The organism is Streptomyces longispororuber, assembly GCF_024448165.1.
Lineage (GTDB): Bacteria > Actinomycetota > Actinomycetes > Streptomycetales > Streptomycetaceae > Streptomyces > Streptomyces longispororuber_A.
In genome coordinates, this window is sequence record NZ_JAMOLN010000085.1 from 13,998 (window position 1) to 39,276 (window position 25,279).

The window sequence follows — 25,279 nt, forward strand, 5'->3', positions numbered from 1 at the left end:
TGACGATCGTAGGCCCGTGTTGACGGCTCGAATGCCAGGACGGTGGTAGTGTGCGCGCCTCCCTCATCCAGATCGCAGTAAACGAGGACGAATCGGTCAATGAGCGTCGGGAGCGCGTGAGTTCGCTGGTGCGCGAACAAGCCGGATCCGCCGACCTCGTCGTGCTCCCCGAGCTGTGGCCGACGGGCGCCTTCGCCTACGAGCTGTTCGCCGAGGAGGCCGAGCCGCTGGAGGGGCCGACCTTCCGGGCGATGGCGAAGGCGGCGCGCGACGCGGGGGTGTGGCTGCACGCCGGGTCGATCCCGGAGCGGGCGGCGTCCGACGGCGGCTCCGCCGCGGGGGACGGCCCGCTCTACAACACCGCGCTGGTCTTCTCCCCCGACGGGGAACTCGCCGCCGCCTACCGCAAGATCCACCGCTTCGGCTTCGACAAGGGCGAGGCCGTGCTGATGAGCGCGGGCGACGAGCTGGTGACCGTACGGCTGCCGGAGACCACGCTCGGCGTGACGACCTGCTACGACCTGCGCTTCCCCGAGCTGTACCGGGGCCTGGTCGACCGGGGCGCGGAGACGCTCGTGGTGTCGGCGGGCTGGCCGGAGCGGCGGCGCGCGCACTGGACGCTGCTCGCCCAGGCGCGGGCCGTGGAGAACCAGGCGTACGTGCTCGCCTGCGGAAGCGCCGGCACGCACGCCGGGGTCGAGCAGGCGGGACACAGCATCGTCGTCGACCCGTGGGGCACCGTGCTGGCCGAGGCGGGCGCCGGCGAGGAGGTGCTGCGGGTGGAGTTCGACGCGGCGAAGGTCGGGGTGACCCGCGAGCAGTTCCCCGCCCTCAAGGACCGCCTGCTGGGACTGGACGCGCCCCGCCGCTGAGCCGGGCCCGGTCCCGGCCGGCCTCAGTCGACGACGCCGCGCTCCTTCTCCGCGAGGTGGATGACGCACACCGCGACGGCGATCAGGAGCGCCGGGTCGGCGTCCTCGCGCACCACGTTCACGCCGTACGTGTCGCGCACGCGCAGCCAGCGGCGGGAGATCTCGGCGAGCAGTTCGCCCTCGTACTCGATGGCGAACTCGCGGTCCAGGATCTTCCCGCTGACGTCCAGTTCGGTGGCGCCGTCGGCGAGCCGGACGCGGTAGTGGTTGCGCAGCAGCGACAGGCGCTTGCGCTTGATCCGCGCCAGCTCCTCGTCGCCCCGCTCGATCACCATCGTGTCGCGCAGGCTGAACATCTTCTCGTGGATGTCGATGAGGACCCGGCCGTCGGGCCCCTTCAGCTCGAAGGTGTCCCGCAGCCGCATCGCCTTGCCGTCGACGAGGAACGCCTTGCGGCCGTTCTCGTCCTCGATCCAGTAGTCCTCGCCCACGGCGAAGATCCGTTCTCGTACTTCGAAGCGCATACGTCGAAGAGTGCCCGCAAGCCGCCGGACGAACGCGTGCCCCGGCTCGAAAGGAGCAGAGGGAATCGCGCTCCGTGCCCAACAGCCGGGAGAAATGGGCGAGTTCACAACAATTCTCGATGGTGCGTGCAACCGTTCGAGGAACTGGTGGGTCACAAGGGGTGGACGTGAACTTACGACCGAAGGAACCCCCCATGTCATACACACGACTCCGGATCGCCGCACCGCTGGCCGCGGCCGTCCTCATCGGCGGCGGTCTCACCGCCCTGTCGCTCGCCCCGGCGCAGGCCGCGACGGCGGGCAAGGCGGACCGCGTGGACGACTTCAACGGGGACGGGTACGCCGACCTCGTCTCCGCCGCGCCCGGCGGCACCGTCTCCGGCAAGGCCGCGGCCGGCTACGTGGCGGTGACCTACGGGTCGGCGTCCGGCATCGACCCGGCCCGCAAGAAGCTGCTCTCCCGCTCCACGACCGGGGTGCCGGGCTCGGCCACGGCCAAGCAGTCGTTCGGCCAGTACGTCACCAAGGGCGACCTGGACGGCGACGGCTTCACCGACCTCGTCATCGGCTCCCGGGCCGCCGACGCGGGCAGCGTCATCGTCTGGGGCTCGGCCGCCGGACTGACCGGCGGCACCGCCGTCAACACCTACGGACGCTCCCCGCAGGCCGGTGACTTCGACGGCGACGGGAAGACGGACCTCGCCCTGTTCGCGGGCATCACCTCGTACGGCGACGACCCGGTCGACCAGCAGGCGGCCCTGTGGAAGGGCCCGATCTCGCGCGCCGGAGCCCCCGCGGCCAAGGGCGACTTCATCGACAAGTCCCAGTGGTGGGGCTACACGGCGGACGGCGCCGCCTGCAACGACACCGACGAGTGCGTCGACGGCCCGCACTCCATCAGCGGCCCCGTCACCGCCCGCGCCGTGGGCGACGTCAACGGCGACGGCCTCGACGACATCGCCATCTGGGCGTACTACGGCGACGGTTCGAACGAGAACTCCGTGCTGTACGGCGGCAAGACGGGCTTCAAGAAGGGCTGGGCGCCCGGCTCGCACGGCTCCCTCGCCCTCGGTGACGTGGACGGCGACGGTTACGCCGACGCGGTCACCGCGAACGGCGACGGCTCGAACGGCGACGAGACCGACGGCAAGGTGACGATCTCCTTCGGCACGGCCGCCGGCCTGTCGCAGAGCCGCACCCAGACGTTCGACCAGTCGCTGCCCGGTTTCTACGGCGCCCAGGAGGACGGAGACGCGCTCGGCTCCTGCATCTCCGTGGCCGACGTGACCGGCGACGGCAAGGCGGAGGTCGCGCTCGGCATCGCGGGCGAGGACTTCGGCGGCAAGACGGACGCCGGTTCGTTCGCGCTGCTCCAGGGCACCGCCACCGGTGTGACCGGCACCGGGTCGCAGGTCTACAACCAGAACTCGCCGGACGTCCCGGGCGTCGCGGAGACCGGCGACGCGTTCGGCGCGGCCTGCCAGCTGCTGGACCTGAACGGCGACGGGCACCGGGACCTCGCGGTGTCGTCCACCGCCGAGAACGCGTCCTCCGGGGCCGTCTGGGCGTTCCGCGGCACCGCGACCGGGGTGACCACGGCCGGTTCGGTCGCCGTCAACCCGACGGACCTGGCCGCGCCCGTCACCAAGGCGCTGCTGGGCAACCCGCTGCGCTAGGGCCCGCCCCGGGCGCCCCTACTGGCCCAGTCCAGCGGGCGCGGAGCCGGTGGTCCGCGTCTCCTTGGAGCATGACCAAGGACGACGCCGAACTCGCCGCCCTCCGCGCCCGGGTGGCCGAACTGGAAGCCCGGCCGCGGCGGTCCCGGACCAAGTCCGCGCTCGCCGTCGTCCTGATCGTCCTGGCCGCCGTGCTCACACCGCTGAGCGCGGTGGCCGTCTGGGCCGACTCGATGATCGGCGACACGGACCGGTACGTCGCCACGATGGAGCCGCTCGCCTCCGACCCGGACGTGCAGCACGCCGTCGCCAACCGGGTCACCACGGCCGTCATGCAGCAGATCGACGTCGACGACCTGCTGAGCGGCGTCGCGCCCGACGACCGGCCCCGTCTGGAGAAGGCGCTCGGCGCCGCGGAGGGCCCGATCACCAGCGGGCTGACCTCGCTGGTGCGGACCACGGCCGAGAGGTTCGTGGCGAGCCCCGCCTTCGCCACCGTGTGGAAGCAGCTCAACCGGACCGCGCACGCCGCCGTCGACAAGGCCCTCACCGGCAGCGGCGACGGCGCCGTCCGGGTCAAGGACGGCGAGGTCACCCTCGATCTCGCACCCGTCGTCGAACGGGTCAAGGACGCCCTCGTCGACAACGGCCTCGCCGTCGCGGCCCACATCCCCGAGGTGCACACCAGCATCACGCTGATGCAGTCCACCGGCACCCTCGCCAAGGCGAAGAAGGGCTTCCGCCTCCTCCAACTCCTGTCCTGGGTCCTGCCGTTGATCGTGGTGCTGCTCGTCGTCGGCGGTGTGCTGCTCGCCCGGCGCCGGCGCCGGGCGCTGGTCGGCGCCGCCCTCGCGATCGCCGTGGGCGCGCTCGTCCTCGGCCTCGCGCTGTGGCTGGGCCGCTCGTTCTACCTGGACGCGCTGCCGTCCGACGTCTCGCGGCCCGCGGCCGGCGCCGTCTACGACACCCTCGTCCGCTTCCTGCGCACCGGCGTCCGGGTCATCGCCGTGCTCGGCGTGGTCGTGGCGCTCGCCGCGTGGCTGAGCGGTCCCGGCCGGTGGGCGGTCGCGGTGCGCGGCGGCTGGACCGGGGCGATCGGCTCGGTGCGCGACGCCACCGGCGGTGGCACCTTCGGGCCGGTCGGACCGTGGGTGCACCGGATGCGGACCTGGCTGAACTGGACCGTGGCGGCCGTCGCCGCCGCCGTCCTGCTCGCCTGGAACTACCCGACGGGCGCGGTCGTCGCGTGGATCGCGGTCTGCGCGGTGTGCGCGCTCGCCGTGATCGAGTTCCTCGACGCACCCACGGTGCCCGACCCGCCCGCGGGCGTACCGGCCGCCGGCTGAGGCCCGCGGCCCGGCGGCCGGGCCGGGCGTCCGTCGCGTACGGTCAGGCGTCCATCGCGTACGTCAGGAACACCGTCTTCGCCCCGTGCCGGTCGTACGCGGCGCGCGCCCGGTAGTTGTTCTCGGCGGTGCGCCACCGCACGTTCGGCCAGCCCTCCTCGGCGGCGACGCGGCGCAGCCCGGCGAAGAGCGCGTCGACGGCGCCGCCGCCGCGGTGGGCCGGGTCGACGAACAGGTCGTCGAGGAAGCCGCGGGTGCCGCTGAGCGGGGAGTCCTCCGCGCGATAGTGCGCGAGGCCGACCGGGGTGCCGTCCGCGGTGCGGGCGATCAGGCAGCGGGTGGCGCGGGCCGGGTCGTGGATCCAGGCCCAGGCCCGGTCGAGCTCGGCCTCGGTCAGCTCGGTCGCGTAGAACTCCCCGTACGCGGCGAAGAGGCGGCGCCAGGCGAGGTGGTCGCGGGACTCGGCGGGAGAGACGGTGACGGTCATGGCCGTGACCCTAAGGATCACATCGCACTAGCGTCAACTCCTTTTTGCACTAGGGCAATTAGGAGTGTTTGCCGGGTGCGACCGCCGTGCCGAACCTCCTGCGGTACGCCGACGGGCTCAGCCCCGTCTCCCGCTTCAGCCGCGCCCGCAGATTGGCGGCGCTGCCGAGCCCACTGCGGTGCGCCACCACGTCGAGCCGCTCCTCGCCGCGCTCGATCAGCCGGCACGCCAGCGCCACCCGCTCCCCGAGCAGCCAGGCCAGCGGCGTCGTCCCCAGCTCGGCGCGGAACCTGCGGTGCAGCGTGGCCGGGCTGACGGCGGCGCGGGCGGCCAGGTCGGCGACCGTGATCGGCCCGTCGAGCCGCTGCTGCGCCCAGGCGAGCACCGGCGCGAGCGAGGCGTCCGGCACCTCGGGCACGGGCCGCTCCACGAACTGCCGCTGCCCGCCGTCCCGGTGGGCAGCGAAGACGAGCCGCCGGGACACCGCGTTGACGATCTCGGCGCCGTGGTCGCGGCGTACCAAGTACAGGCTCAGGTCGAGCGCGGCGGCGCTGCCCGCGGCGGTCAGGACGTCGCCCTCGTCGACGTACAGGACATCCGGTTCGAGCAGCACCCTCGGGTGCAGCGCGCGGAACTCGGCGGCCCAGCGCCAGTGCGTGGTGGCCCGCCGCCCGTCGAGCAGCCCGGCCTCGGCCAGCGCGAAGGCGCCGGTGCAGAAGCTCGCGATGCGGGCGCCGCGGGCGTGGGCGGCGCGGACGGCGTCGAGGACGGGGCCGGTGCGCGGCACCACGTTGTCGGGGCGCCCCGGCACGATCAGGGTGTCGGCCGTGTCGCACGCCTCCAGGCCCGCCGCCCCGGACAGCGTGAAGAAACCCTGGTTCATGCGGATCCCGGCGGCCGGGGCGCACAGCGTCAGCTCGTACAGCGGGCCGTCCCGGTCCAGCTCGGGCCGGGGCAGCCCGAACACCTCCGTGGCGACGCCGACCTCGAAGGGGTTCACGCCGTCGTCGACGAGGACGACGACCCGGTGCGGCCGATGCGGGCGGTGCGAGGATCCTTGCGGCATATGCGATTTCTAGCACTCGTCGGGGCCGCGCGGCAGCCGCAGGATGACGGCATGGAACCTGTCTCCCTGCCCAAGGCCCTCACCACCTTCGACGACCTGTGGAGCCCCCGCATCGTCACGACGGTCAACGACTACGACGTCCGCCTCGCCAAGGCCGAGGGCGAGCACGTCTGGCACGTGCACGAGGACACCGACGAGTTCTTCCTCGTGGTCGAGGGCGAGCTGACGATCGGCCTGCGGGAGGCGGCGGGCGAACGCGCCGTGGTCCTGGAGAAGGGCTCCGTCTTCACCGTCCCCCGCGGCACCTGGCACAAGCCCCACGCGGCTCCCGGCACCGCGATCCTCGTCCTGGAGCCGACCGGCACGTCCTCCACGGGCGACGCCCACGACCCCGTACCGGACCACGTGGACTCGACGACCGGACACGCGTGGCACTCTTGAATCATGAACGACTCCGCTCCCCGCCGTGCCCGTGTCCGCGCCCCCGAACTGGTCGGCAAAGGCGGCTGGCTGAACACGGGCGGCAAGGAGTACACCCTTGCCGACCTGCGTGGACGCATCGTCATCCTGGATTTCTGGACGTTCTGCTGCATCAACTGCCTGCACGTCCTCGACGAGCTGCGCGAGCTGGAGGAGCAGCACCGGGACACCGTCGTGATCATCGGCGTGCATTCGCCGAAGTTCGTGCACGAGGCCGAGCACGCGGCGGTCGTGGACGCCGTCGAGCGGTACGGGGTGGAGCACCCGGTCCTCGACGACCCGGAGCTCGCCACCTGGAAGCAGTACGCGGTCCGCGCCTGGCCCACGCTCGTCGTGATCGACCCCGAGGGGTACGTCGTCGCGCAGCACGCCGGTGAAGGCCACGCGCACGCCATCGCCAAGCTGGTCGAGGAGCTGGAGGCCGAGCACGACGCGAAGGGCACGCTGCGCCGCGGCGACGGCCCGTACGTCGCGCCCGAGCCGGTCGCCACCGACCTGCGCTTCCCCGGCAAGGCGCTGCTGCTGCCCTCGGGGAACTTCCTGGTCAGCGACACGACCCGGCACCAGCTCGTGGAGCTGGCGGCGGACGGCGAGAGCGTCGTGCGACGGATCGGCAACGGCGAGCGCGGCTTCGGCCCCGACTCCTTCAACGAGCCGCAGGGCCTCGCCCTCCTCGACGAGCACACCGTCGTCGTCGCCGACACCGTGAACCACGCGCTGCGCGCCGTCGACCTGGCGAGCGGGGCCGTCCGCACCCTCGCCGGCACCGGCAAGCAGTGGTGGCAGGGCTCCCCGACCAGCGGCCCCGCGCTCGACGTCGACCTCTCCTCGCCGTGGGACGTCGCCGTCTTCGACGGCAAGGTGTGGATCGCCATGGCGGGCGTCCACCAGCTGTGGACGTACGACCCGGCGGCGGGCACCGTCGCCGTCGCGGCCGGCACCACGAACGAGGGCCTCGTCGACGGCCCCGGCGCCGAGGCCTGGTTCGCGCAGCCGTCCGGGCTCGCCGCGACGGAGGACCGCCTGTGGCTGGCGGACTCCGAGACGTCCGCCCTGCGCTGGGTGGACCGGGACGGGACCGTCCACACCGCCGTCGGCACCGGCCTCTTCGACTTCGGCCACCGCGACGGGGACGCCGGCCAGGCCCTCTTCCAGCACCCGCTGGGCGTCACCGCGCTGCCCGACGGCTCGGTCGCCGTCGCGGACACGTACAACCACGCGCTGCGCCGCTTCGACCCCGCGACCGGCCAGGTCACCACGCTCGCCACCGATCTGCGCGAGCCCAGCGACGCCGTCGTCATCGGCGACGACATCGTCGTCGTGGAGTCCGCGCGGCACCGGCTGACCCGGCTGCGGCTGCCCGAGGAGGCCGTCCGCGTCGAGTCCGTCGCCCACCGCACGCAGCGCTCCGCGACCGAGGTCGCGGGTGGCAAGCTCCGGCTCGACGTCATCTTCCAGGCGCCGGCCGGGCAGAAGCTCGACACCCGCTACGGGCCCTCGACCCGGCTGCTCGTCTCGGCGACGCCGCCCGAGCTGCTGGCCGCCGGTGACGGCGCGGGCACCGAACTCGCCCGTGAGCTGGTCCTGAACCCGGCCGTGCCGGAGGGCGTGCTGCATGTCTCGGCGATGGCCGCGTCCTGCGACGACGACCTTGCCAACGAGTACCCGGCGTGCCACGTCCACCAGCAGGACTGGGGCGTCCCGGTCCGCGTCGCCGAGGGCGGGGCGGACCGGCTGCCGCTGGTGCTCGCCGGGATGGACTCCTGAGAAGCGGGATCAACCGGCGTACGGCATCCGCGGGTTCCAGGACAGCACCTCGATGCCGTCGGCCCGCTTGCCCGCGTACTCGACCTCGCCGGGCGTCTTCAGCGTGACCGACGCGGCCGAGGCGTCGGAGTCGTTCATGACGAGCGAGAGCCGGATCGACGTGAAGTAGTCGTCCTCGGCCTTCGTCTCCTGGTAGACGGCGAGCGCCGAGTAGACCGTGCCGCCCGCCGGGACGAGCAGCGGCTGCGCGGGGCGCACGTCGTCCTTGGCCACCGGCACGTCGCCGTTGGCCTCGCCCGGCGTGACCACCGGGAACTTCTGCACGGTGCAGGCCGCGCCCGACGTGTTGACCGCGGTGATCAGCAGGTGGTCGCCCTGCTGCTCGGGGTTCTTGCGCTTGAGCGAGTAGGTGAGCGAGCCGACCTTGCACTCGGGGGCGTTCTTGGCCGTCGTGCCGCCGCTCTTCGCGGTGCCGCCGGTCTTCGCGGCGCCGGCCTGCGCCGCGCCGGAGGACTTCGACGCGCCGGTGCCGGTGGTGCTGGTGGCGCCCTTGTCGTCGCCCGTGCCGGTGTTCGTACCGGTGCTCGTCGTGGCGGCGGCCGGGGCGGCCGCGCCCTCGTCCTTGGTGCCGCTGTCGCCGCCCGAGCAGGCGGTGAGGCTGAGGCCGAGCACCGCGGCGGCGGCGGCGAGGACGGTCGTGCGGGCGATGGTGCGGGTCATGGTGGTACTCCCCCGTAGCGGCGGCCCGCCCGGTCCGGCGGCCCTTGTGATCACTACAGTGCCCGGTCCCGTCGCCGTCCTGTCGCTCCCGCGCTAACGCCCCGTCGCCGTTTCGCTTCCGACCCGCTTGAGCTGGGCTTTCGCCTCCCGTACGCCCTTCTCGAAGCCCCGTTCGGCGGCATCGTCGCGGGCCGCGCGCAGACAGTCGGCGGCCTCCGCCGGGCGGCCCAGGGCGTGCAGGGCGGCGCCCCGCGAGACGCGCAGCAGGATCTGCCGCAGCGGGGCGAGGCCCTCGTCGGCGGCGCCGGGCACGGTGAGGCCGCGCTCCGTGCAGTCGAGCACCGCCTCGTGGTCGGCGCGGGCCAGCAGCTGACGGGCGCGGTGCTCCAGGGCGAGCAGCTCGGTGAGGACGTCGCCGCAGGAACGGGCCAGTTCGGCGGCGCGCACGACATGGGCGAGGGCCTCGGCGCCGGGCCGGCCGCTGCGGTCGAGCGCGACGGCGAGATTGACCAGGGCGGTGGCCTCGCTGGACGGGTCGCCCGCGCGGGCCGCGAGGCCGGGGGCGCGCTCCAGGTGCTCCAGGGCCTGGACGAGCCGCCCCTCCTCGGTGAGCACCCAGCCGTACAGCGCCCGCACCCGCGACTCGGCGTCCGGGTCGCCGAGCCGGACCGCGGCGGCGAGCCCCGTGGCCAGCAGGGGGACCCAGTCGTCGCGCACGTACCCGACGATGTACGGCCACTGCAGCACGACGAGCCGCCAGGCCCGGTCGTCCAGACCCGCGGCGTGCGCGGCGCCGGCGGCCGCCGCGAGGTTCTCGCGCTGCGCCGCGTACCAGGCGAGCGCCGCGGCACGGCCCGGCAGCGGCGGCCCGCCGTGGTCGGCGCGGACGTCGGCGGGCAGCACGCAGCAGGGCCGGTCGTCGGGTTCGGCGGTGCCCGCCGCGCGCAGCGCGGTGCGGACGTAGTGGTCGAGCAGCCGGACCAGGGGCTCGGGCTCGCCGTCCCGCCCGGCCTCCCGCGCGTACAGCCGCACCAGGTCGTGCATGGCGAACCGGCCGGGGACCGGCTCGGTCAGCAGATGGGCGTCCGCGAGCCGGGACAGCGCCGCGGCGGCGTCGGCGGGGGACGTGGCGGCGAGGGCGGCGGCCGCATACCGGTCGACGTCGGGCCCCGGCAGCGCGCCGAGCCGCTCGAACAGCAGCCGGGCGTCGTCGGGCAGGGCGCACAGGGTGAGCCTGAGGGCCGCCGCGACGCCCGTGTCGTCGACGTCGAGGAGCGCCAGCCGGCGCTGTTCGTCGGCCAGTTCGTCGGCGAACGCGGACAGCGGCCACTGCGGCCGCGCGTTCACCCGGGCCGCCACGACGCGCAGCGCGAGCGGCAGCCCCGCGCACAGCTCGGCGAGCCGCACGGCGGCCGCCGGTTCGGCGGTGAACCGGGCGTCGGCGCCGGTCGCGGCGGCGAGCAGCGCCGCGGACGCGGCGCCGTCGAGGACGTCGACGCCGACGGTGCGGGCCAGCTCGCTGACCGCGAGCCCGTCGAGCCGCAGCCGCGAGGTGACCAGGGCGGCGCTGCCGGGCCCGGCGGGCAGCAGCGGGCGGACCTGGGCCGCGGTGCGGGCGTTGTCGAGGACCACGAGGTGGCGGCGGTGCTCGGTGCGCGTGCGGTACGCGGCCGCCAACGCGCCCGGGGTGTCCGGGAGTTCGCGGGCGGGGACGCCGAGCGCGAGCAGGAACTCGCGGAGCACGTCGGCGGGCTCGGGGCCGCTCTCGCCGTCGTCGCTGAAACCGCGCAGATCGGCGAAGAGGACGCCGTCGTAGCCGCTGCGCGCGGCGTGCGCCCAGTGCAGGGCCGCGGCCGTCTTGCCCGCTCCGGCGGGGCCGGTGATGACGACGACGGCGTGCTCGCGCCGCGCGGCCTCGCCGATCGCGGCCAGCTCCCGGTCCCGGCCGACGAAGCCGCGCGGGGGCCGGGGCAGCAGATCGGGCCCGGCCGCGACGGGCTCCGCCGCGACCGGCCCGGCGACCGGCTCCGCGGCCGCGCCGGACCTCGGGACGCCGTCGCCCGCGAGGATCTCCGCGTACGCCTCGCGCAGCGCGGTGCCCGGGTCGACGCCCAGTTCGTCGGCGAGCAGGGTGCGGGTGCGGTGGTACTGGTCGATGGCGTCGGACTGCCGGCCCGAGCGGTACAGCGCCCGCATCAGGGCGGCGGCCAGCGACTCCCGCATGGGGTGGGCGACGGCCTCCGCGTGCAGCACGGACGCGGCCCGCCCGTGGTCCCCGAACTCACCGTATGTACGCGCCAGTTGCTCCACCGCGGCGAGCCTGGCCTCCTCCAGGCCGTCGGCCGCGACCCGCAGCGGACCGGCCGTGGCGGCCCCGACGAGCGCGGGTCCCCGCCACAGCGCGAGCGCCTCGCGCAGCAGGGCGGCCGCGTCGTCGGGGGAGCGCTGGTCGTGGGCGAGCCGGACCAGCTCCTCGAACCGGTGCGCGTCCAGGAGCGACTCGGGCATCTCCAGGACGTACGCGTCGCCGCGCGTCACGAGCCGGACGCCCCACTCGTCGGCGCCGCCCTGCGCGAGCAGCGCCCGCAGCCGCGACACGTGCCCCTGTGCCACGGTCCTGGCCCGCGCGGGCGGTCCCTCCGGCCACAGGGCGTCGATCAACTGGCCCAGCGGGACAGCCGTGTTGGGGCGCAGCAGCAGCGCCGCGAGCAGGCTGCGGCGCTTGGCGGGCCCGAGCGGGAGCTCACCGCTCTCCGTCGCGACGCCGACCGTGCCGAGCAGCCGGAACTCCACGACCGTGCTCCCCCTCATATGCCCCGAAAACCGATGTGATCAGGGTACGGGGCGGGAGCTACCGGCAAGTACGGATCCGGCCGCCCGGAACGGTCCCGCCGGGGACCTACAGGCGGCGGTCCCGCTCGTCCTCGATGACGGTCGTGCGGGCCGGTGGCGCGACGGCCCGGCGCCGTCCGACGCTGCGGAACACGAAGACCCCGATCAGCCCGACGATCATCAGGATCCAGCCGACCAGATCGAGGTCGACGCCCTTCATGTGCCAGTCGGTCGCGAACGCGAGGATCGCCCCGACGGCGACCAGGATGATGCAACCCCCCATGCTCATGAGGCCCGCCTCCTGAGGTGTGTGCGGATATGGCTGAGGGGCCCGGGTACCCCCGAACCCCTCGCCCTCACTCACACCGGAGCCGGCTCCGCCGTCAGCCCTCCAGGAACGCGGTCAGCGCGTTCGCCAGCAGGTACGGGTCGTCGGCGCCGCACAGTTCGCGGACGCTGTGCATGGACAGGATCGCCGTGCCGATGTCGACGGTCTTGATGCCGTGCCGGGCCGCCGTGATCGGGCCGATCGTCGTCCCGCACGGCATCGCGTTGTTCGACACGAACGACTGGAACGGCACGCCCGCCTTCTCGCACGCCGCCGCGAACACGGCCCGGCCCGAACCGTCCGTCGCGTAGCGGTTGTTGACGTTCACCTTGAGGATCGGACCGCCGTTGGCCCGCGGGTGGTGGGTGGGGTCGTGGCGCTCGGAGTAGTTCGGGTGCACGGCGTGCCCGGTGTCCGACGACAGGCACACGGTCCCGGCGAAGGCCCGCGCCTTGTCCTCGTACGAGCCGCCGCGCGCGAACACCGAACGCTCCAGCACGCCGCCGAGCAGCGGGCCGTCCGCGCCGGTGTCGGACTGCGACCCGTTCTCCTCGTGGTCGAAGGCGGCGAGGACCGGGATGTACGGCAGCGACTCCCGCTTGGTGACCTCGGTGAGCGCGGCGGTGCAGGCGTGCACGGACAGCAGGTTGTCCATGCGCGGCCCGGCGACCAGCTCCTTGTCGCGGCCCAGGTACGAGGGGGCCTCGACGGCGTACGTCATCAGGTCCCAGCCGGTGATGCTGCCGCGGGCGAGCCCGTGCTCGTCCTCCAGGAAGCCGAGCAGATCGCCCTCGTGGACGTCGTTGCCCAGACCCCAGATGGGCTGCATGTGGCGCTGCTTGTCCAGCTTGAGGCCCTCCGTGGTGACGGAGCGGTCCAGGTGGACGGCGAGCTGCGGCACGCGCAGCAGCGGGCGGTCGATGTCGACGAGGCGCTCGGTGCCGTCGCGCAGCGAGATCCGTCCGGCGAGGCCGAGGTCGCGGTCGAGCCAGGAGTTGAGCAGCGGGCCGCCGTAGATCTCGACGGCCACCTGCCGCCAGCCCTGGCTGCCCATGTCGGGCTGCGGCTTCACGCGCAGGTTCGGGGAGTCGGTGTGGCCGCCGACGATCCGGAACGGGGTGTGCGCCGCGGCGCCCTCCGGCACGTACCAGGCGATGATCGCGCCGCCCCGCGTGACGTACTTCCCGCCCGCCTCACCGTCCCAGGCGTCCGTCTCCGCGACCTGCCGGAAGCCCGCCTTCTCCAGGCGTGCGGCCACGGTGGCCACGGCGTGGTACGGCGTGGGGCTCGCGGCGAGGAAGGTCATCAGGTCGTCGGTGTGGCCGCGGTCGAAGGGGCCGGAGGGAGTGCGCATGCGGCCAGGGTAGGCCCTGTGGGTGGGCGGGTGCGGGGGCGTGGGGGCTGGTCGGCACAGCCCCGTCTGCCGGGTCGGTGTTTCGTCGCGGGCTGCCGGGCCGGTGGGGCTCCGCCGCGGAGCGCGACCGGCCTCCACGCACCCGCAGACGAAAGCAGTCGCACACGACGAGGCCCGTCGTCCCGTGACGGGACGACGGGCCTCGGGAAACCACCGGGTCGCCGGAGGTCAGAACGCTAGAACGCCGACTCGTCCAGCGTCATGACGTCAAGCCCGGTCTCACTCGTGCCCTGCGCCAGCTTCCGCGCACCCGTGACACCCGGCAGGACGTTCGCCGCGAAGAACTTCGCCGCGGCGACCTTGCCCTGGTAGAACGACGCGTCCTTGCCGGCGGAGCCGTCCGCCAGGCGCTCCGCGGCGACGGAGGCGCCCTTCAGGAGGAGGTAGCCGACGACCACGTCACCGGAGGCCATCAGCAGCCGGGTCGTGTTCAGACCCACCTTGTAGATGTTCTTGGGGTCCTGCTCCGTGGCGGCCAGGTCCGTCAGCATGACGCCGACGATGGCCTCCAGCTCACCGGCGGCACGGGCGAGGGACTCGCGGGCGCCGGCCAGCTCCTCGCCGCCGGTCTCGACCGCGAGGAACTTCTTGATCTCCTCCGCCAGCCCGTTCAGCGCGGCGCCCTGGTTGCGGACGATCTTGCGGAAGAAGAAGTCCTGGCCCTGGATCGCCGTGGTGCCCTCGTAGAGCGTGTCGATCTTGGAGTCACGGATGTACTGCTCGATCGGGTACTCCTGCAGGAAGCCGGAGCCGCCGAACGTCTGCAGCGACTGGGCGAGCTGCTCGTAGCCCTTCTCGGAGCCGTAGCCCTTGACGATCGGGAGGAGCAGGTCGTTCAGCGCGTGCTCGGCGCTCGCGTCCTCGCCCGCGGCTTCCTTGACCTGGATCGAGTCCTGGACGGAGGCCGTGTACAGCACGAGGGAGCGCATGCCCTCCGCGTACGCCTTCTGCGTGAGCAGCGAGCGGCGCACGTCCGGGTGGTGCGTGATGGTGACCTTGGGGGCCGCCTTGTCCATGAACTGGGCCAGGTCGGGACCCTGGACGCGCTCCTTGGCGTACTCCAGGGCGTTCAGGTAACCCGTCGACAGCGTCGAGATCGCCTTCGTGCCGACCATCATGCGGGCGAACTCGATGATGCGGAACATCTGGCGGATGCCCTCGTGCTTGTCGCCGATCAGCCAGCCCTTGGCGGGGTGCTGGTCGCCGAACGTCATCTCGCACGTGTTGGACGCCTTGAGGCCCATCTTGTGCTCGACGTTCGTCGCGTACACGCCGTTGCGCTCGCCCAGCTCGCCGGTCTCCCAGTCGAACTCGAACTTCGGGACGAGGAAGAGGGAGAGGCCCTTCGTGCCGGGGCCGTGGCCCTCGGGGCGGGCCAGCACGTAGTGGAGGATGTTCTCCGACATGTCGTGCTCACCGGACGTGATGAACCGCTTCACGCCCTCGATGTGCCAGGAGCCGTCCGCCTGCTGCACGGCCTTCGCGCGGCCCGCGCCGACGTCCGAACCGGCGTCCGGCTCGGTCAGCACCATCGTCGAGCCCCACTGCTTCTCGACGGCGATCTCGGCGACCTTCTTCTGCGCCTCGGTGCCCTCCTCGAAGAGGATGCCGGCGAACGCGGGACCGGACGAGTACATCCAGATCGCGGGGTTGGCGCCCAGGATCAGCTCGGCGTGCGCCCAGATCAGGGAGCGCGGCGCGGTGGTGCCGCCGATCTCCTCGGGCAGGCCCAGACGCCAGTACTCGGAGTCCATGAAGGCCTTGTAGGACTTCTTGAACGACGCCGGGACCGGCGCCGTGTTCGTCTCCGGGTCGAAGACCGGCGGGTTGCGGTCGGCGTCCGTGAAGGACTCCGCCAGATCGTTCTCCGCGAGGCGGGCGACCTCGTCGAGGATGCTCTTGGCGGTGTCGACGTCCATCTCCCCGAACGGGCCGGTGCCGTACAGCTTGTCGCGGCCGAGCACCTCGAAGAGGTTGAACTCGATGTCGCGGAGATTCGACTTGTAGTGCCCCATGGCGACGGCTCCGTAATGGCTTGGGAGGGGGATCGTCCTCGTACGCGTACTAACTAGTAACCACCAGGATGCTACCCGCCGGTAATAAGAATCAACCCCATCGGGTCAACTGTGACGAACGCTGCGGTCCGGGTGGGCGGAGGTCACCGCGGGTCCGAGGCCCCACGGTCCCCTCACACCCTTGTGTCGCGCAAGAACTCCGTCATCAACGCGGCCCACTCCTGCGGCAGTTCGGCGAACGGGAGGTGGCCCGTCGGTATCTCCGCCGACCGGGCGCCGGGGATCGCCCCGGCCAGGGCCCGGTGGAGGGCCGGCGGCACCAGGCGGTCGCCCGTCGCCGTCACCACCAGTGTGGGGGCCTTGATCAGCGGGAGGTCGGCCCGGACGTCCACCCGGGTGACCAGGTCGACCTGGTCCGCCGTGCCGGGCGGTGCCGTCGCCCCGACCTCGGCGAGCAGGGCCGCCAGCGCCTCGCCGGACAGGGAGCGCAGGGCTGCCTCGCGCAGGGCGCGCGGCACGACGAACCGGGCCAGGGTCTCCCGGTCGCCCGACTCGGCGAGGGCGCGCCACAGCTCGGCGCCGAGGCGCAGGTCGTGGTCGGCGTGCGCGAAGGAGGCCGTCAGGAGCAGGGCCGTCACGCGGTCGGGGTGCCGCGCGGCGATCCGGATCGCCACGGCGCCGCCCAGCGAGTACCCCGACACGGCGAACCGGTCGAGCCCCTCCGCGTCGGCCGCGGCCACCAGCTGGTCCGCCAGCTCGTCCAGCTCCAGCGGGGCGGCGGCGCGCGGGGTCGCTCCCGTGCCGGGGTAGTCGATGCCGACGACCGTGTGCGCGGCGGCCAGGGCCGCCATCACCGGGCCGTAATTGGCCTCGACCGAACCGCCCGCCCCGTGCGCGACGAGCAGGCCGGGGCCCGATCCGCGCACGGTGCGCGCGAAGGGCCGCGTCGTGGTGGTGGCGTCAAGTGGCGTACCGGTCATGGCCGTTCCTCCCCCTCGGTGCGCGCGCCGCGGCCCGCACCCTTTCTGTATCGCTGGCTACAGAAAAACCGTAGCAGTATCCGCCCCTATTTCTCTAGTGCTTGATACAGAAATCCGGCCCGGCCCCACGCCCCGGCCGGGTCTCGGTACGCTTGCCCCCATGTACGGCTATGACCAGCACGCAGGGAGCACGACTGCCGGGCAGCAGTACGCCCCGCCGCAGCAGGGCGGGTACGGGCAGCAGGCGCCGCTGTACCCGGAGCCGTCGCCCCCGTCCCTGGCCGACGCGGTGCGGGCGTTCACCACGGGCTCGATGTCCGCCGAGGACTTCCAGCAGATCTTCGCCTCGTCGAAGGTCTACTGCCCGCGCGGCGACAACCCGGGATTCCTCGCGCTGCACAACACCCAGCAGCCGGTGATCCCGATGTTCACCACGCTCAAGGAGCTGCGCCGGTACGCGGGCAAGGAGTCCAAGTACTTCGTGATCACCGGTGCCGAGGTGATCGACCTGCTGCCCACCGGGTACGGCTTTGTCCTCGACATGGAGGGCGAGCACCGGATGGTCTTCGACGCGAAGGCGGTCGAGCAGATGGTCGACTTCGCCATGCGCCGCATGTACGGCTGAGCCCCTGCTCCTCGTAGCGGAGCCACCCCACGACGCCCGGAGGGAATTCCCTCCGGGCGTTCCGCGTTCCGGGTGGCGAGAAGTTCATCGTTCAACTAAAGTGGAGACACGAGGACGCTAGGAGGTCCCCCAAATGCCCGCTGTGACCGTCGAGAACCCGCTGACCCTGCCCCGTGTGGCCGCGCCGGCGGACGCCGTGGCCCGCCCCGTGCTGGCCGTGACGACCGCGCCCAGCGGCTTCGAGGGGGAAGGCTTCCCGGTGCGCCGCGCGTTCGCCGGAATCAACTACAAGTACCTCGACCCGTTCATCATGATGGACCAGATGGGCGAGGTGGAGTACGCGCCGGGAGAGCCCAAGGGCACGCCCTGGCACCCGCACCGCGGTTTCGAGACCGTCACGTACATCATCGACGGGACCTTCATCCACCAGGACTCGAACGGTGGCGGCGGCACGATCACCAACGGCGACACCCAGTGGATGACGGCGGGCTCCGGCCTGCTGCACATCGAGGCGCCGCCGGAGTCGCTCGTCATGTCCGGCGGCCTCTTCCACGGCCTGCAGCTGTGGGTGAACCTGCCGGCCAAGGACAAGATGCAGGACCCGCGCTACCAGGACATCCGCGGTGGCCAGGTCAAGCTGCTCACCACCGAGGACGGCGGCGCGCTGCTCCGCGTCATCGCCGGTGAGTTCGACGGCCACGAGGGCCCCGGCATCACGCACACGCCGATCACGATGGTGCACGCCACCGTCCGCCCCGGTGCCGAGGCGACGCTGCCCTGGCGCGAGGACTACAACGGCCTCGTGTACGTGCTCGCCGGCCGCGGCACCGTGGGCGCCGACCGGCGTCCCGTCCACATGGGGCAGACCGCCGTCTTCGGCGCCGGCTCGTCCCTGACCGTGCGGGCCGACGAGTCGCAGGACTCGAACACCCCGGACCTGGAAGTGGTCATCCTCGGCGGACAGCCGATCCGTGAGCCCATGGCCCACTACGGCCCCTTCGTGATGAACACCAAGGCCGAACTCCAGCAGGCCTTCGACGACTTCCAGGCCGGCCGCCTGGGCGTCATCCCCTCCGTGGAGCGCCTGCCGCACACGTAAGCCGTGTGCGCACCGATCGTGACGGCCCGCCGACTCTGCACCCGGCGGGCCGTCACCATGTCCGGCCGCCCGCCGGGCAGCTGACTTCCCGTCACCCTCCCGTACCCCCTCGGGGGGTGCCCGCTTGACGGGCATGGTCGACTGGCCGGGTGCAGACCGGTAAACAGCTCCTCCCCGACCCCGCCCGTCGCGTCGCCGCGTGGTGCGCCGTCGCACTGCTCGTCACCGGAGTGGCCTGGGTCGGGATCTGGGTGTGCGTCGAGCTCAAGACGGCCGTCGTGCCGGTGCTGCTCGCCCTGCTCGGCACCGCGCTCCTGCGACCCGTCTACCTGGCGCTGCGCCGGGCCAAGGTGCAGCAGTCCCTCGCGTCCGGGCTCACCTGCGCGCTGATCCTCGTCGTCGTCGGCGGCGCCGGATACATCGTGGTCAAGGCCCTGATCGACACCGGGGACCAGATCGTGGCCTCCGTGAAGCAGGCCGCCCAGGACCTGTCCGAGAAGTTCGGCACCGGCGCGCTCGACCTCGACCACCTCGCCGACAACGCCCAGGACCTGCTCAAGAAGTACGGCGGCGACGCCGCGTCCGGCGTGATCAGCGGCCTCAGCGTCGCCGGGGAGATCGCCGCCATGGCGGTGCTCGCGCTGCTGCTCTGCTTCTTCTTCCTGCGGGACGCCGGGCGGTTCCGCCAGGCGCTGCGCCAGGCCGTCCCGGGGGACGGCGGCGAGGTCCTGGAAGCCATCGCCCGGCGGGCCTTCGCGGCGATCTCGGGCTTCATGCGCGGCACCACGATCATCGCCCTCATCGACGCCACCTGCATCGGTATCGGGCTGCTCATCCTCCAGGTGCCCGGCGCGGTCGGCCTCGCGGCCCTGGTCTTCGTCGGCGCCTACATCCCCTACCTCGGCGCCTTCATCTCCGGCGCCGTCGCCATCCTGGTCGCGCTCGCCGACCGGGGGTTCATCATCGCCCTCTGGGCGCTGGGCGTGGTGCTCGCGGTGCAGGTGCTCGAAGGGCACGTGCTGCAGCCGATGATCCAGTCCCGGACCGTGCAGATGCACCCGGCGGTGGTGCTGCTCGCCATCACCGCGGGCGCCTCCGTCGCCGGGATCCTCGGCATGCTGCTCGCGGTGCCGCTGACGGCGGCCGCGTTCGGCGTCGTCAGCGAACTGCGGGAGCGCTACGGGCCCGGGGGCGCCGTTTCACGTGAAACAGGACCGGCACCGGCCTCCGGGTCGTCCGGGCTGTCCGAGGGCTCGTAGAGCTCGAACCAGATGCTCTTGCCCTCGCCCCTGGGGTCCACGCCCCACCGCTGGGCGAGGAGCTCCATGAGGACCAGGCCCCGCCCGGACGACGCGAGCTCGCCCGGTCTGCGCTTGTGCGGCAGGTCGTCCGAGGCGTCCGCGACCTCCACGCGCATCCTGCGCGGGCCCTCGCCGCCGCCGGTCACCTCGGCGACCATCAGGGCGTCGCCGTCGGTGTGCACCAGGACGTTCGTGACCATCTCCGAGATCAGCAGCACCGCCGAGTCGACCTGGTCCTCGTCGGCCCAGTCGTGCAGCAGCTCCCGCAGCTGCTGACGGGCGGCCGCGATCCGCTCGGGCTCGGCCTGCGCGATGGTCATCGCGGTGCGCCGCGCCGTGAGCGGCACGGTCGCCGGGGTCGTCCGGCGCAGCAGGAGCAGCGCTATGTCGTCCTCCCTGCGATCCGCGAGGGGGCCCGTGGTGTGGTGCGAGGAGGGGCCGTGCACCGCCTGGACGAGGGCGTCGGCCAGCTCCTCCAGCTTCTCGGCGGCGGCCGACTCCAGCGTCGTACGGACCCGGGCCCAGCCGGTGTCCAGGTCGTGCCCGCCGGTCTCGATCAGTCCGTCCGTGCACAGCAGCAGCGTCTCGCCGGGTTCCAGGACGAGCCGGGTCGTCGGATAGTCCGCGTCGGGGTCGATGCCGAGGGGGAGGCCGCCGGCGGTCGGCCGCATCAGGACCGTGCCGTCGGCCATGCGTATCGCGGGGTCGGGGTGGCCCGCGCGGGCCATCTCCAGGATTCCGGTGGCCGGGTCGGCCTCCACGTACAGGCAGGTCGCGAAGCGCGGGTCCGCCGGGTCGGTGTCGCGGGCGGTGTCGCCGATGCCGTGCAGGAAGCGGGAGGCGCGGGAGAGCACCGCGTCGGGGCGGTGGCCCTCCGAGGCGTACGCGCGCAGGGCGATGCGGAGCTGCCCCATCAGGCCCGCCGCCCGCACGTCGTGGCCCTGGACGTCACCGATGACGAGCGCGATCCGGCCGCTGGGCAGCGGGATCATGTCGTACCAGTCGCCGCCGACCTGGAGTCCGCCGCCGGTCGGCACGTAGCGGGCCGCGATGGCCATGCCGGGGATCTGCGGGCCGAGCGTCGGCAGCATCGACTTCTGCAGGCCGTCGGTCAGCTCCCGCTCGGACTCGGCGACCACGGCCCGCGAGAGGGCCTGCGCCAGCATCCGGGCGACCGTGGTGAGGACCGAGCGCTCGTCCGGGGTGAACGACACCCGGTAGTCGAAGCCCGCCATCCACGCGCCGATGGTGCGGCCCGCGACGACCAGCGGCAGGAACGCCCACGACTGCCGGTCGAACCGCGCGGCCAGCGGCCAGGCCGCCGGATAGCGGTTCCGGTACTCCTCCGGCGACGACAGGTACACGGCCCGGCCGTGGCGCACGACCTCGGCCGCCGGATAGTCCGTGGCCAGGTCCATGTCCGTGAAGGGGCCCTCGTCCCCGTCCTGCTGCCCGTGGTGCCCGATCACGGTGAGCCGGTCGCCCGCCACCCCGAACACCGCGAGCCCGCTCGGCGAGAACCCCGGCATCGACAGACCCGCCGCGACCCGCAGCACCTCGGCCGTCGACCCGGCCTCCGCGAGCGCCCGGCCCGCGTCCAGCAGGAACGCCTCGCGCGAGCGCCGCCAGTCGCCGGTCACCGGGGTGCGGGACGCGGCCTCGGGCGGCGGCTCGGTCACTTCCTGGAGCGTGCCGATCAGCTCGTACGAGCCCGGGGCGTCACCGTGCACGAACGGCTTGGAGCGGCTGCGCACGGTACGGATGACGTGGCCCTGCTCGTCCATGATGCGCAGCCGGGCCTCGGCGACGGTGCCCTCGGCGACGGCGAGCTGCACGATGCCGTCGATCTCGTTCCAGTCGACCGGGTGGAATCGGGACCTGACCCCGGCCTCCGTCAGGGTGACCGGCTTCCCGTCCGGCGAGGGCATGCCGATGAGCCGGGCGGCCTCCACGTCGAACGTGACGAGGCCCGCCCGGTTGTCCCAGCGCCACAGGCCGGTCGCGAGAGCGGCGAGGACGTCCTCCACCGGAGGGAGGGGCTCACCAGTGCGCATGGCCCCACTGTAGGAAGAGGAGATCGCAAACGGCCACCGAGACTATTCGCGGAGCGATCTTGAGGCGGCCGGTACCCTTGGGGAGATCCGGGTTGTCTCCCCGGGAACCCCAAGCGCAAAGGCTGGATGAACGACGATGCATCGGTACAGGTCCCACACCTGCGGCGAGCTCCGCGCCTCTGACGTCGGCACCGACGTCCGACTGAGCGGCTGGCTGCACAATCGCCGAGACCTGGGCGGCATCCTCTTCATCGATCTGCGTGACCACTACGGCATCACGCAGCTCGTCGCCCGCCCGGGCACGAAGGCCGCCGAGGTCCTCGACAAGCTGACCAAGGAGACCGTCGTCCGCGTGGACGGCAAGGTCGTCTCCCGCGGCGCGGACAACGTCAACGGCGAGCTGCCCACCGGCGAGATCGAGATCGAGGCCGCCGAGGTCGAGGTGCTCGGCGCGGCCCAGCAGATCCCCTTCACGATCAACGCGGACGATGGCGTGAACGAGGAGCGGCGCCTGGAGTACCGCTTCCTCGACCTGCGGCGCGAGCGCATGCACAAGAACATCATGCTGCGCAGCGCGGTCATCGCCTCGATCCGCTCGAAGATGGTCGCGCTCGGCTTCAACGAGATGGCGACGCCGATCCTCGCCGCCACCTCCCCCGAGGGCGCGCGTGACTTCGTCGTCCCGTCCCGTCTGAACCCCGGCAAGTTCTACGCGCTGCCGCAGGCCCCGCAGCAGTTCAAGCAGCTGCTGATGATCTCGGGCTTCGACCGCTACTTCCAGATCGCGCCGTGCTTCCGCGACGAGGACGCGCGCGCGGACCGCTCGCCGGGCGAGTTCTACCAGCTCGACGTCGAGATGAGCTTCGTGGAGCAGGAAGACGTCTTCCAGCCCATCGAGAAGCTCATGACGGAGATCTTCACGGAGTTCGGCGGCGGCCGCGAGGTCACCTCCCCGTTCCCGCGCATCCCGTTCCGCGAGTCGATGCTGAAGTACGGCAACGACAAGCCCGACCTGCGGGCCCAGCTGGAGCTCGTCGACATCACCGACGTGTTCGAGGGCTCGGAGTTCAAGGCGTTCGCCGGCAAGCACGTGCGCGCGCTGCCGGTGCCGGACACCGCGTCGCAGTCCCGCAAGTTCTTCGACGGTCTCGGTGACTACGCGGTCGAGCAGGGCGCCAAGGGCCTGGCCTGGATCCGCGTCGGCGAGGACGGTGCCTTCGCCGGCCCGATCGCCAAGTTCCTCACCGAGGAGAACGTCAAGGTCCTCACCGAGCGCCTCGGCCTCAAGGCCGGTCACGCCGTGTTCTTCGGCGCGGGCGAGTTCGACGAGGTCTCCAAGATCATGGGCGCCGTCCGCGTCGAGGCCGCCAAGCGCGCCGGCCACTTCGAAGAGGGCGTCTTCCGGTTCTGCTGGATCGTCGACTTCCCGATGTACGAGAAGGACGAGGAGACCGGCAAGATCGACTTCTCCCACAACCCGTTCTCCATGCCGCAGGGCGGCATGCAGGACCTGGAGGAGAAGGACCCGCTGGACATCCTGGCCTGGCAGTACGACATCGTCTGCAACGGCATCGAGCTGTCCTCCGGCGCCATCCGGAACCACGAGCCCGACATCATGCTCAAGGCCTTCGAGATCGCGGGCTACGCGGCCGAGACGGTCGAGGCCGAGTTCGCGGGCATGCTCCGCGCGTTCCGCTTCGGCGCCCCGCCGCACGGCGGGATCGCCCCGGGCGTCGACCGCATCGTCATGCTCCTCGCCGACGAGCCGAACATCCGGGAGACCATCTCGTTCCCGCTGAACGGCAACGCGCAGGACCTGATGATGGGCGCCCCCACCGAGCTGGACGAGACGCGGCTGCGCGAGCTCAACATCCAGCTGCGCAAGCCGGTGGAGAAGAAGTAGCGGCCGAAGCCGCCGCGTGTGGGCCCCGCTTCCGGTACGCCGGAAGCGGGGCCTTCTGCCTTCTGCCTTCTTCCGTCACGGGGTGCGGCCCTCACCGGACCGGGGCACCACCAGGCCCGACTCGTACGCCGCGACCACCGCCTGGGCGCGGTCCCGGACGCCGAGTTTGGTCAGGACCCGGCTGACGTGGGTCTTCACCGTCTCCGCGCCGACGACCAGACGCCGGGCGATCTCCTGGTTGGACAGCCCTTCGGCGATCAGCCGCAGCACCTCGCGTTCGCGCGGGGTCAACGCGTCGATGCGGTGGGCCTGTTCGGGCAGGGCCCGCGGGCGCAGCCGGGTGAACTCGGCGATCAGCCGGCGGGTGACCGTGGGCGCCAGCAGCGCCTCGCCCGCGGCGACGACACGGACCGCCTCGAAGAGCCGCTCCGCGGGCATGTCCTTGAGCAGGAAGCCGCTGGCACCCGCGGCGAGCGCGTCGTACACGTACTCGTCGAGGTCGAACGTCGTCAGCATCACGACGCGCGGCGCCGTCGCGTCGCGGGTGAGCCGCCGGGTGGCCTCGATGCCGTCCATGCCGGGCATCCGGACGTCCATCAGGACCAGGTCGGGCCGGCTCTCGCGGCACACCCGGATCGCCTCCGCCCCGCTCGCGGCGCTGCCCGTGACCGTGAAGTCGGGCTGGGTGGCGAGCAGGGCGCTGAACCCGGCCCGTACGACGTCCTGGTCGTCGGCGACGACGATCCGGGTCACGGCGCGGTGCCCTGCGCTGTCGGGAGGGGCAGGGTCGCCTCGACCACGAAGCCGCCGGCCGGGCCGGGGCCCGCGGCCAGGGTGCCGCCCGCCATCGCGGTGCGTTCGCGCATGCCGAGCAGCCCGTGGCCGCTCGTCCCGCCCGGTCTCCCGGTGGCGGCGCCGGGGCCGCAGTCTCGGATGCGGAGTCTCAACTCGGTCTCCCTGTAGTCGAGTTCGACGTCGACGGCCACGCCGGGCGCGTGGCGGCGGGTGTTCGTCAGGGCTTCCTGGACGATGCGGTACGCGGTCAGTTCCAGACCGGGGTCGAGCGGGGTGACGCGGCCGCGGACGAGGAGGCGGACTGCGCCGCCGGAGGTCTCGCGGGCCTCGTCGACCAGCGCGACGAGCTGGGCGAGGCCGGGCTGCGGGGCGCGGGCGGCGGGCGTGTGCGCCGGCAGGTCCTCGCGCAGCACGCCGAGCAGGCGGCGCATCTCGGTGAGCGCGAGGCGGGCCGTGTCGCCGATCGCCAGGAACGTCGCGGCGCCCTCCGCGGACAGGCCGGGCGTGGTGTACCGGGCCGTCTCCGCCTGGACGGAGATCGTCGAGACGTGGTGGGCGACGATGTCGTGCAACTCCCGGGCGATGCGGGCCCGTTCGCCGAGGGCCGCGTGGGCGAGCGCCGTGTCCGCGTAGCTGTGGTCGGCGGCGGTGCGGTCGGCCGCCTCCGTGTTCGCCCGCCGGGCGGAGCCCGCGCCGAGCGCCGCCGCGGCGATCGTGAGCAGGACCATGCCGTACGCCCGCACGTCCTCGGCCGAGACCAGGGCGAAGGCGACGTACGGGACCGCGAACAGGACGGCCGTACGGGCCGGGTGCCGCAGCCCCACGACGAACAGCGCGATGCCCGTGGTCACCAGCGCGGTGTACAGGGTGCGGTGGTAGACGAGCGGGGCGAGGAGGGTGGCCGTGGTGAGGGCGAGGGCGGTGAGCAGGGGCTGGACGCGGACGAAGGCGAGCGGGACGGTGGCGGCCAGCGTGAGGGCGAGGAGGCCGGCGAG

21 protein-coding genes are annotated in these 25,279 nt (G+C 72.9%); 9 read left to right on the forward strand and 12 right to left on the reverse strand.

Annotated elements, in window-relative coordinates; translation table 11 throughout:
• Positions 1-50: 50 nt before the first annotated feature.
• A complete protein-coding gene (locus tag M4J07_RS23405) occupies positions 51-872 on the forward strand; it encodes a carbon-nitrogen family hydrolase (protein ID WP_255974935.1) in 822 nt (273 codons plus the stop codon).
• A gap of 23 nt (positions 873-895) precedes the next feature.
• On the opposite strand, the gene M4J07_RS23410 is transcribed toward M4J07_RS23405, so the two are convergent.
• On the reverse strand, positions 896-1,396 hold the full coding sequence (locus M4J07_RS23410; RefSeq protein WP_255974936.1) for an LURP-one-related/scramblase family protein: 501 nt from the start codon (positions 1,394-1,396) through the stop codon (positions 896-898).
• Positions 1,397-1,590: 194 nt separating this feature from the next.
• On the opposite strand from M4J07_RS23410, the gene M4J07_RS23415 reads away from it, so the two are divergent.
• On the forward strand, positions 1,591-3,072 hold the full coding sequence (locus tag M4J07_RS23415; RefSeq protein ID WP_255974937.1) for an FG-GAP repeat domain-containing protein: 1,482 nt from the start codon (positions 1,591-1,593) through the stop codon (positions 3,070-3,072).
• Positions 3,073-3,143: 71 nt separating this feature from the next.
• On the forward strand, positions 3,144-4,418 hold the full coding sequence (locus tag M4J07_RS23420; protein ID WP_255974938.1) for a hypothetical protein: 1,275 nt from the start codon (positions 3,144-3,146) through the stop codon (positions 4,416-4,418).
• Positions 4,419-4,461: 43 nt separating this feature from the next.
• Here M4J07_RS23420 and M4J07_RS23425 read toward each other — a convergent pair whose 3' ends face one another.
• Both M4J07_RS23425 and M4J07_RS23430 read right to left on the reverse strand, forming a co-directional pair.
• The gene (locus M4J07_RS23425; RefSeq protein WP_255974939.1) at positions 4,462-4,905 is read right to left on the reverse strand and encodes a GNAT family N-acetyltransferase; all 444 of its coding nucleotides are present in this window, start codon (positions 4,903-4,905) and stop codon (positions 4,462-4,464) included.
• A gap of 58 nt (positions 4,906-4,963) precedes the next feature.
• A complete protein-coding gene (locus tag M4J07_RS23430; RefSeq protein ID WP_255974940.1) occupies positions 4,964-5,971 on the reverse strand; it encodes a helix-turn-helix domain-containing protein in 1,008 nt (335 codons plus the stop codon).
• Positions 5,972-6,022: 51 nt separating this feature from the next.
• Here M4J07_RS23430 and M4J07_RS23435 point away from each other — a divergent pair, with 51 nt between their 5' ends.
• Both M4J07_RS23435 and M4J07_RS23440 read left to right on the forward strand, forming a co-directional pair.
• Positions 6,023-6,412 carry a cupin domain-containing protein gene (locus M4J07_RS23435; protein WP_255974941.1) on the forward strand — a complete coding sequence of 130 codons (390 nt, stop codon included), beginning with the start codon at positions 6,023-6,025 and terminating at the stop codon, positions 6,410-6,412.
• Between the two features lie 3 nt (positions 6,413-6,415).
• The gene (locus M4J07_RS23440; protein WP_255974942.1) at positions 6,416-8,218 is read left to right on the forward strand and encodes an NHL domain-containing thioredoxin family protein; all 1,803 of its coding nucleotides are present in this window, start codon (positions 6,416-6,418) and stop codon (positions 8,216-8,218) included.
• Positions 8,219-8,227: 9 nt separating this feature from the next.
• Here M4J07_RS23440 and M4J07_RS23445 read toward each other — a convergent pair whose 3' ends face one another.
• The 6 genes from M4J07_RS23445 to M4J07_RS23470 all read right to left on the reverse strand — a co-directional run bounded on the left by M4J07_RS23445 (position 8,228) and on the right by M4J07_RS23470 (position 16,507).
• Positions 8,228-8,938, reverse strand: a complete 711-nt coding sequence (locus tag M4J07_RS23445; protein WP_255974943.1) for a DUF4232 domain-containing protein — start codon at positions 8,936-8,938, stop codon at positions 8,228-8,230.
• A gap of 93 nt (positions 8,939-9,031) precedes the next feature.
• Positions 9,032-11,731: an AfsR/SARP family transcriptional regulator gene (locus M4J07_RS23450; protein WP_255974944.1), complete on the reverse strand. Its 2,700-nt coding sequence runs from the start codon at positions 11,729-11,731 to the stop codon at positions 9,032-9,034.
• A gap of 106 nt (positions 11,732-11,837) precedes the next feature.
• Positions 11,838-12,059 (reverse strand): DUF6458 family protein, encoded by a 222-nt coding sequence (locus tag M4J07_RS23455; protein ID WP_255974945.1) that lies wholly within the window; start codon positions 12,057-12,059, stop codon positions 11,838-11,840.
• Between the two features lie 94 nt (positions 12,060-12,153).
• On the reverse strand, positions 12,154-13,452 hold the full coding sequence (locus tag M4J07_RS23460) for a M18 family aminopeptidase (protein WP_255974946.1): 1,299 nt from the start codon (positions 13,450-13,452) through the stop codon (positions 12,154-12,156).
• A gap of 236 nt (positions 13,453-13,688) precedes the next feature.
• Positions 13,689-15,527, reverse strand: coding sequence for an acyl-CoA dehydrogenase (locus tag M4J07_RS23465; RefSeq protein ID WP_255974947.1), 1,839 nt, complete (start codon positions 15,525-15,527; stop codon positions 13,689-13,691).
• 173 nt (positions 15,528-15,700) lie between these two features.
• A complete protein-coding gene (locus tag M4J07_RS23470; protein WP_255974948.1) occupies positions 15,701-16,507 on the reverse strand; it encodes an alpha/beta fold hydrolase in 807 nt (268 codons plus the stop codon).
• 160 nt (positions 16,508-16,667) lie between these two features.
• Here M4J07_RS23470 and M4J07_RS23475 point away from each other — a divergent pair, with 160 nt between their 5' ends.
• The 3 genes from M4J07_RS23475 to M4J07_RS23485 all read left to right on the forward strand — a co-directional run bounded on the left by M4J07_RS23475 (position 16,668) and on the right by M4J07_RS23485 (position 19,490).
• Positions 16,668-17,132 (forward strand): SseB family protein, encoded by a 465-nt coding sequence (locus tag M4J07_RS23475; RefSeq protein WP_255974949.1) that lies wholly within the window; start codon positions 16,668-16,670, stop codon positions 17,130-17,132.
• 133 nt (positions 17,133-17,265) lie between these two features.
• Positions 17,266-18,231, forward strand: a complete 966-nt coding sequence (locus M4J07_RS23480) for a pirin family protein (protein WP_255974950.1) — start codon at positions 17,266-17,268, stop codon at positions 18,229-18,231.
• A 149-nt stretch (positions 18,232-18,380) separates the two neighbouring features.
• Positions 18,381-19,490 carry an AI-2E family transporter gene (locus M4J07_RS23485; protein WP_255974951.1) on the forward strand — a complete coding sequence of 370 codons (1,110 nt, stop codon included), beginning with the start codon at positions 18,381-18,383 and terminating at the stop codon, positions 19,488-19,490.
• Here the strand turns inward: M4J07_RS23485 and M4J07_RS23490 are convergent.
• Positions 19,409-21,586 carry an ATP-binding SpoIIE family protein phosphatase gene (locus tag M4J07_RS23490; protein ID WP_255974952.1) on the reverse strand — a complete coding sequence of 726 codons (2,178 nt, stop codon included), beginning with the start codon at positions 21,584-21,586 and terminating at the stop codon, positions 19,409-19,411. The genes M4J07_RS23485 and M4J07_RS23490 overlap by 82 nt on opposite strands.
• Positions 21,587-21,722: 136 nt before the next feature.
• Between M4J07_RS23490 and aspS the strand changes: the two genes are divergently transcribed.
• On the forward strand, positions 21,723-23,489 hold the full coding sequence (gene aspS, locus M4J07_RS23495; protein ID WP_255974953.1) for an aspartate--tRNA ligase: 1,767 nt from the start codon (positions 21,723-21,725) through the stop codon (positions 23,487-23,489).
• 75 nt (positions 23,490-23,564) lie between these two features.
• Here the strand turns inward: aspS and M4J07_RS23500 are convergent, their stop codons facing one another.
• Both M4J07_RS23500 and M4J07_RS23505 read right to left on the reverse strand, forming a co-directional pair.
• Positions 23,565-24,242, reverse strand: coding sequence for a response regulator (locus M4J07_RS23500; protein WP_255974954.1), 678 nt, complete (start codon positions 24,240-24,242; stop codon positions 23,565-23,567).
• Positions 24,239-25,279: sensor histidine kinase (locus M4J07_RS23505; protein WP_308284769.1), on the reverse strand; the 1,041-nt coding region annotated here is incomplete at its 5' end. The genes M4J07_RS23500 and M4J07_RS23505, both read right to left, overlap by 4 nt.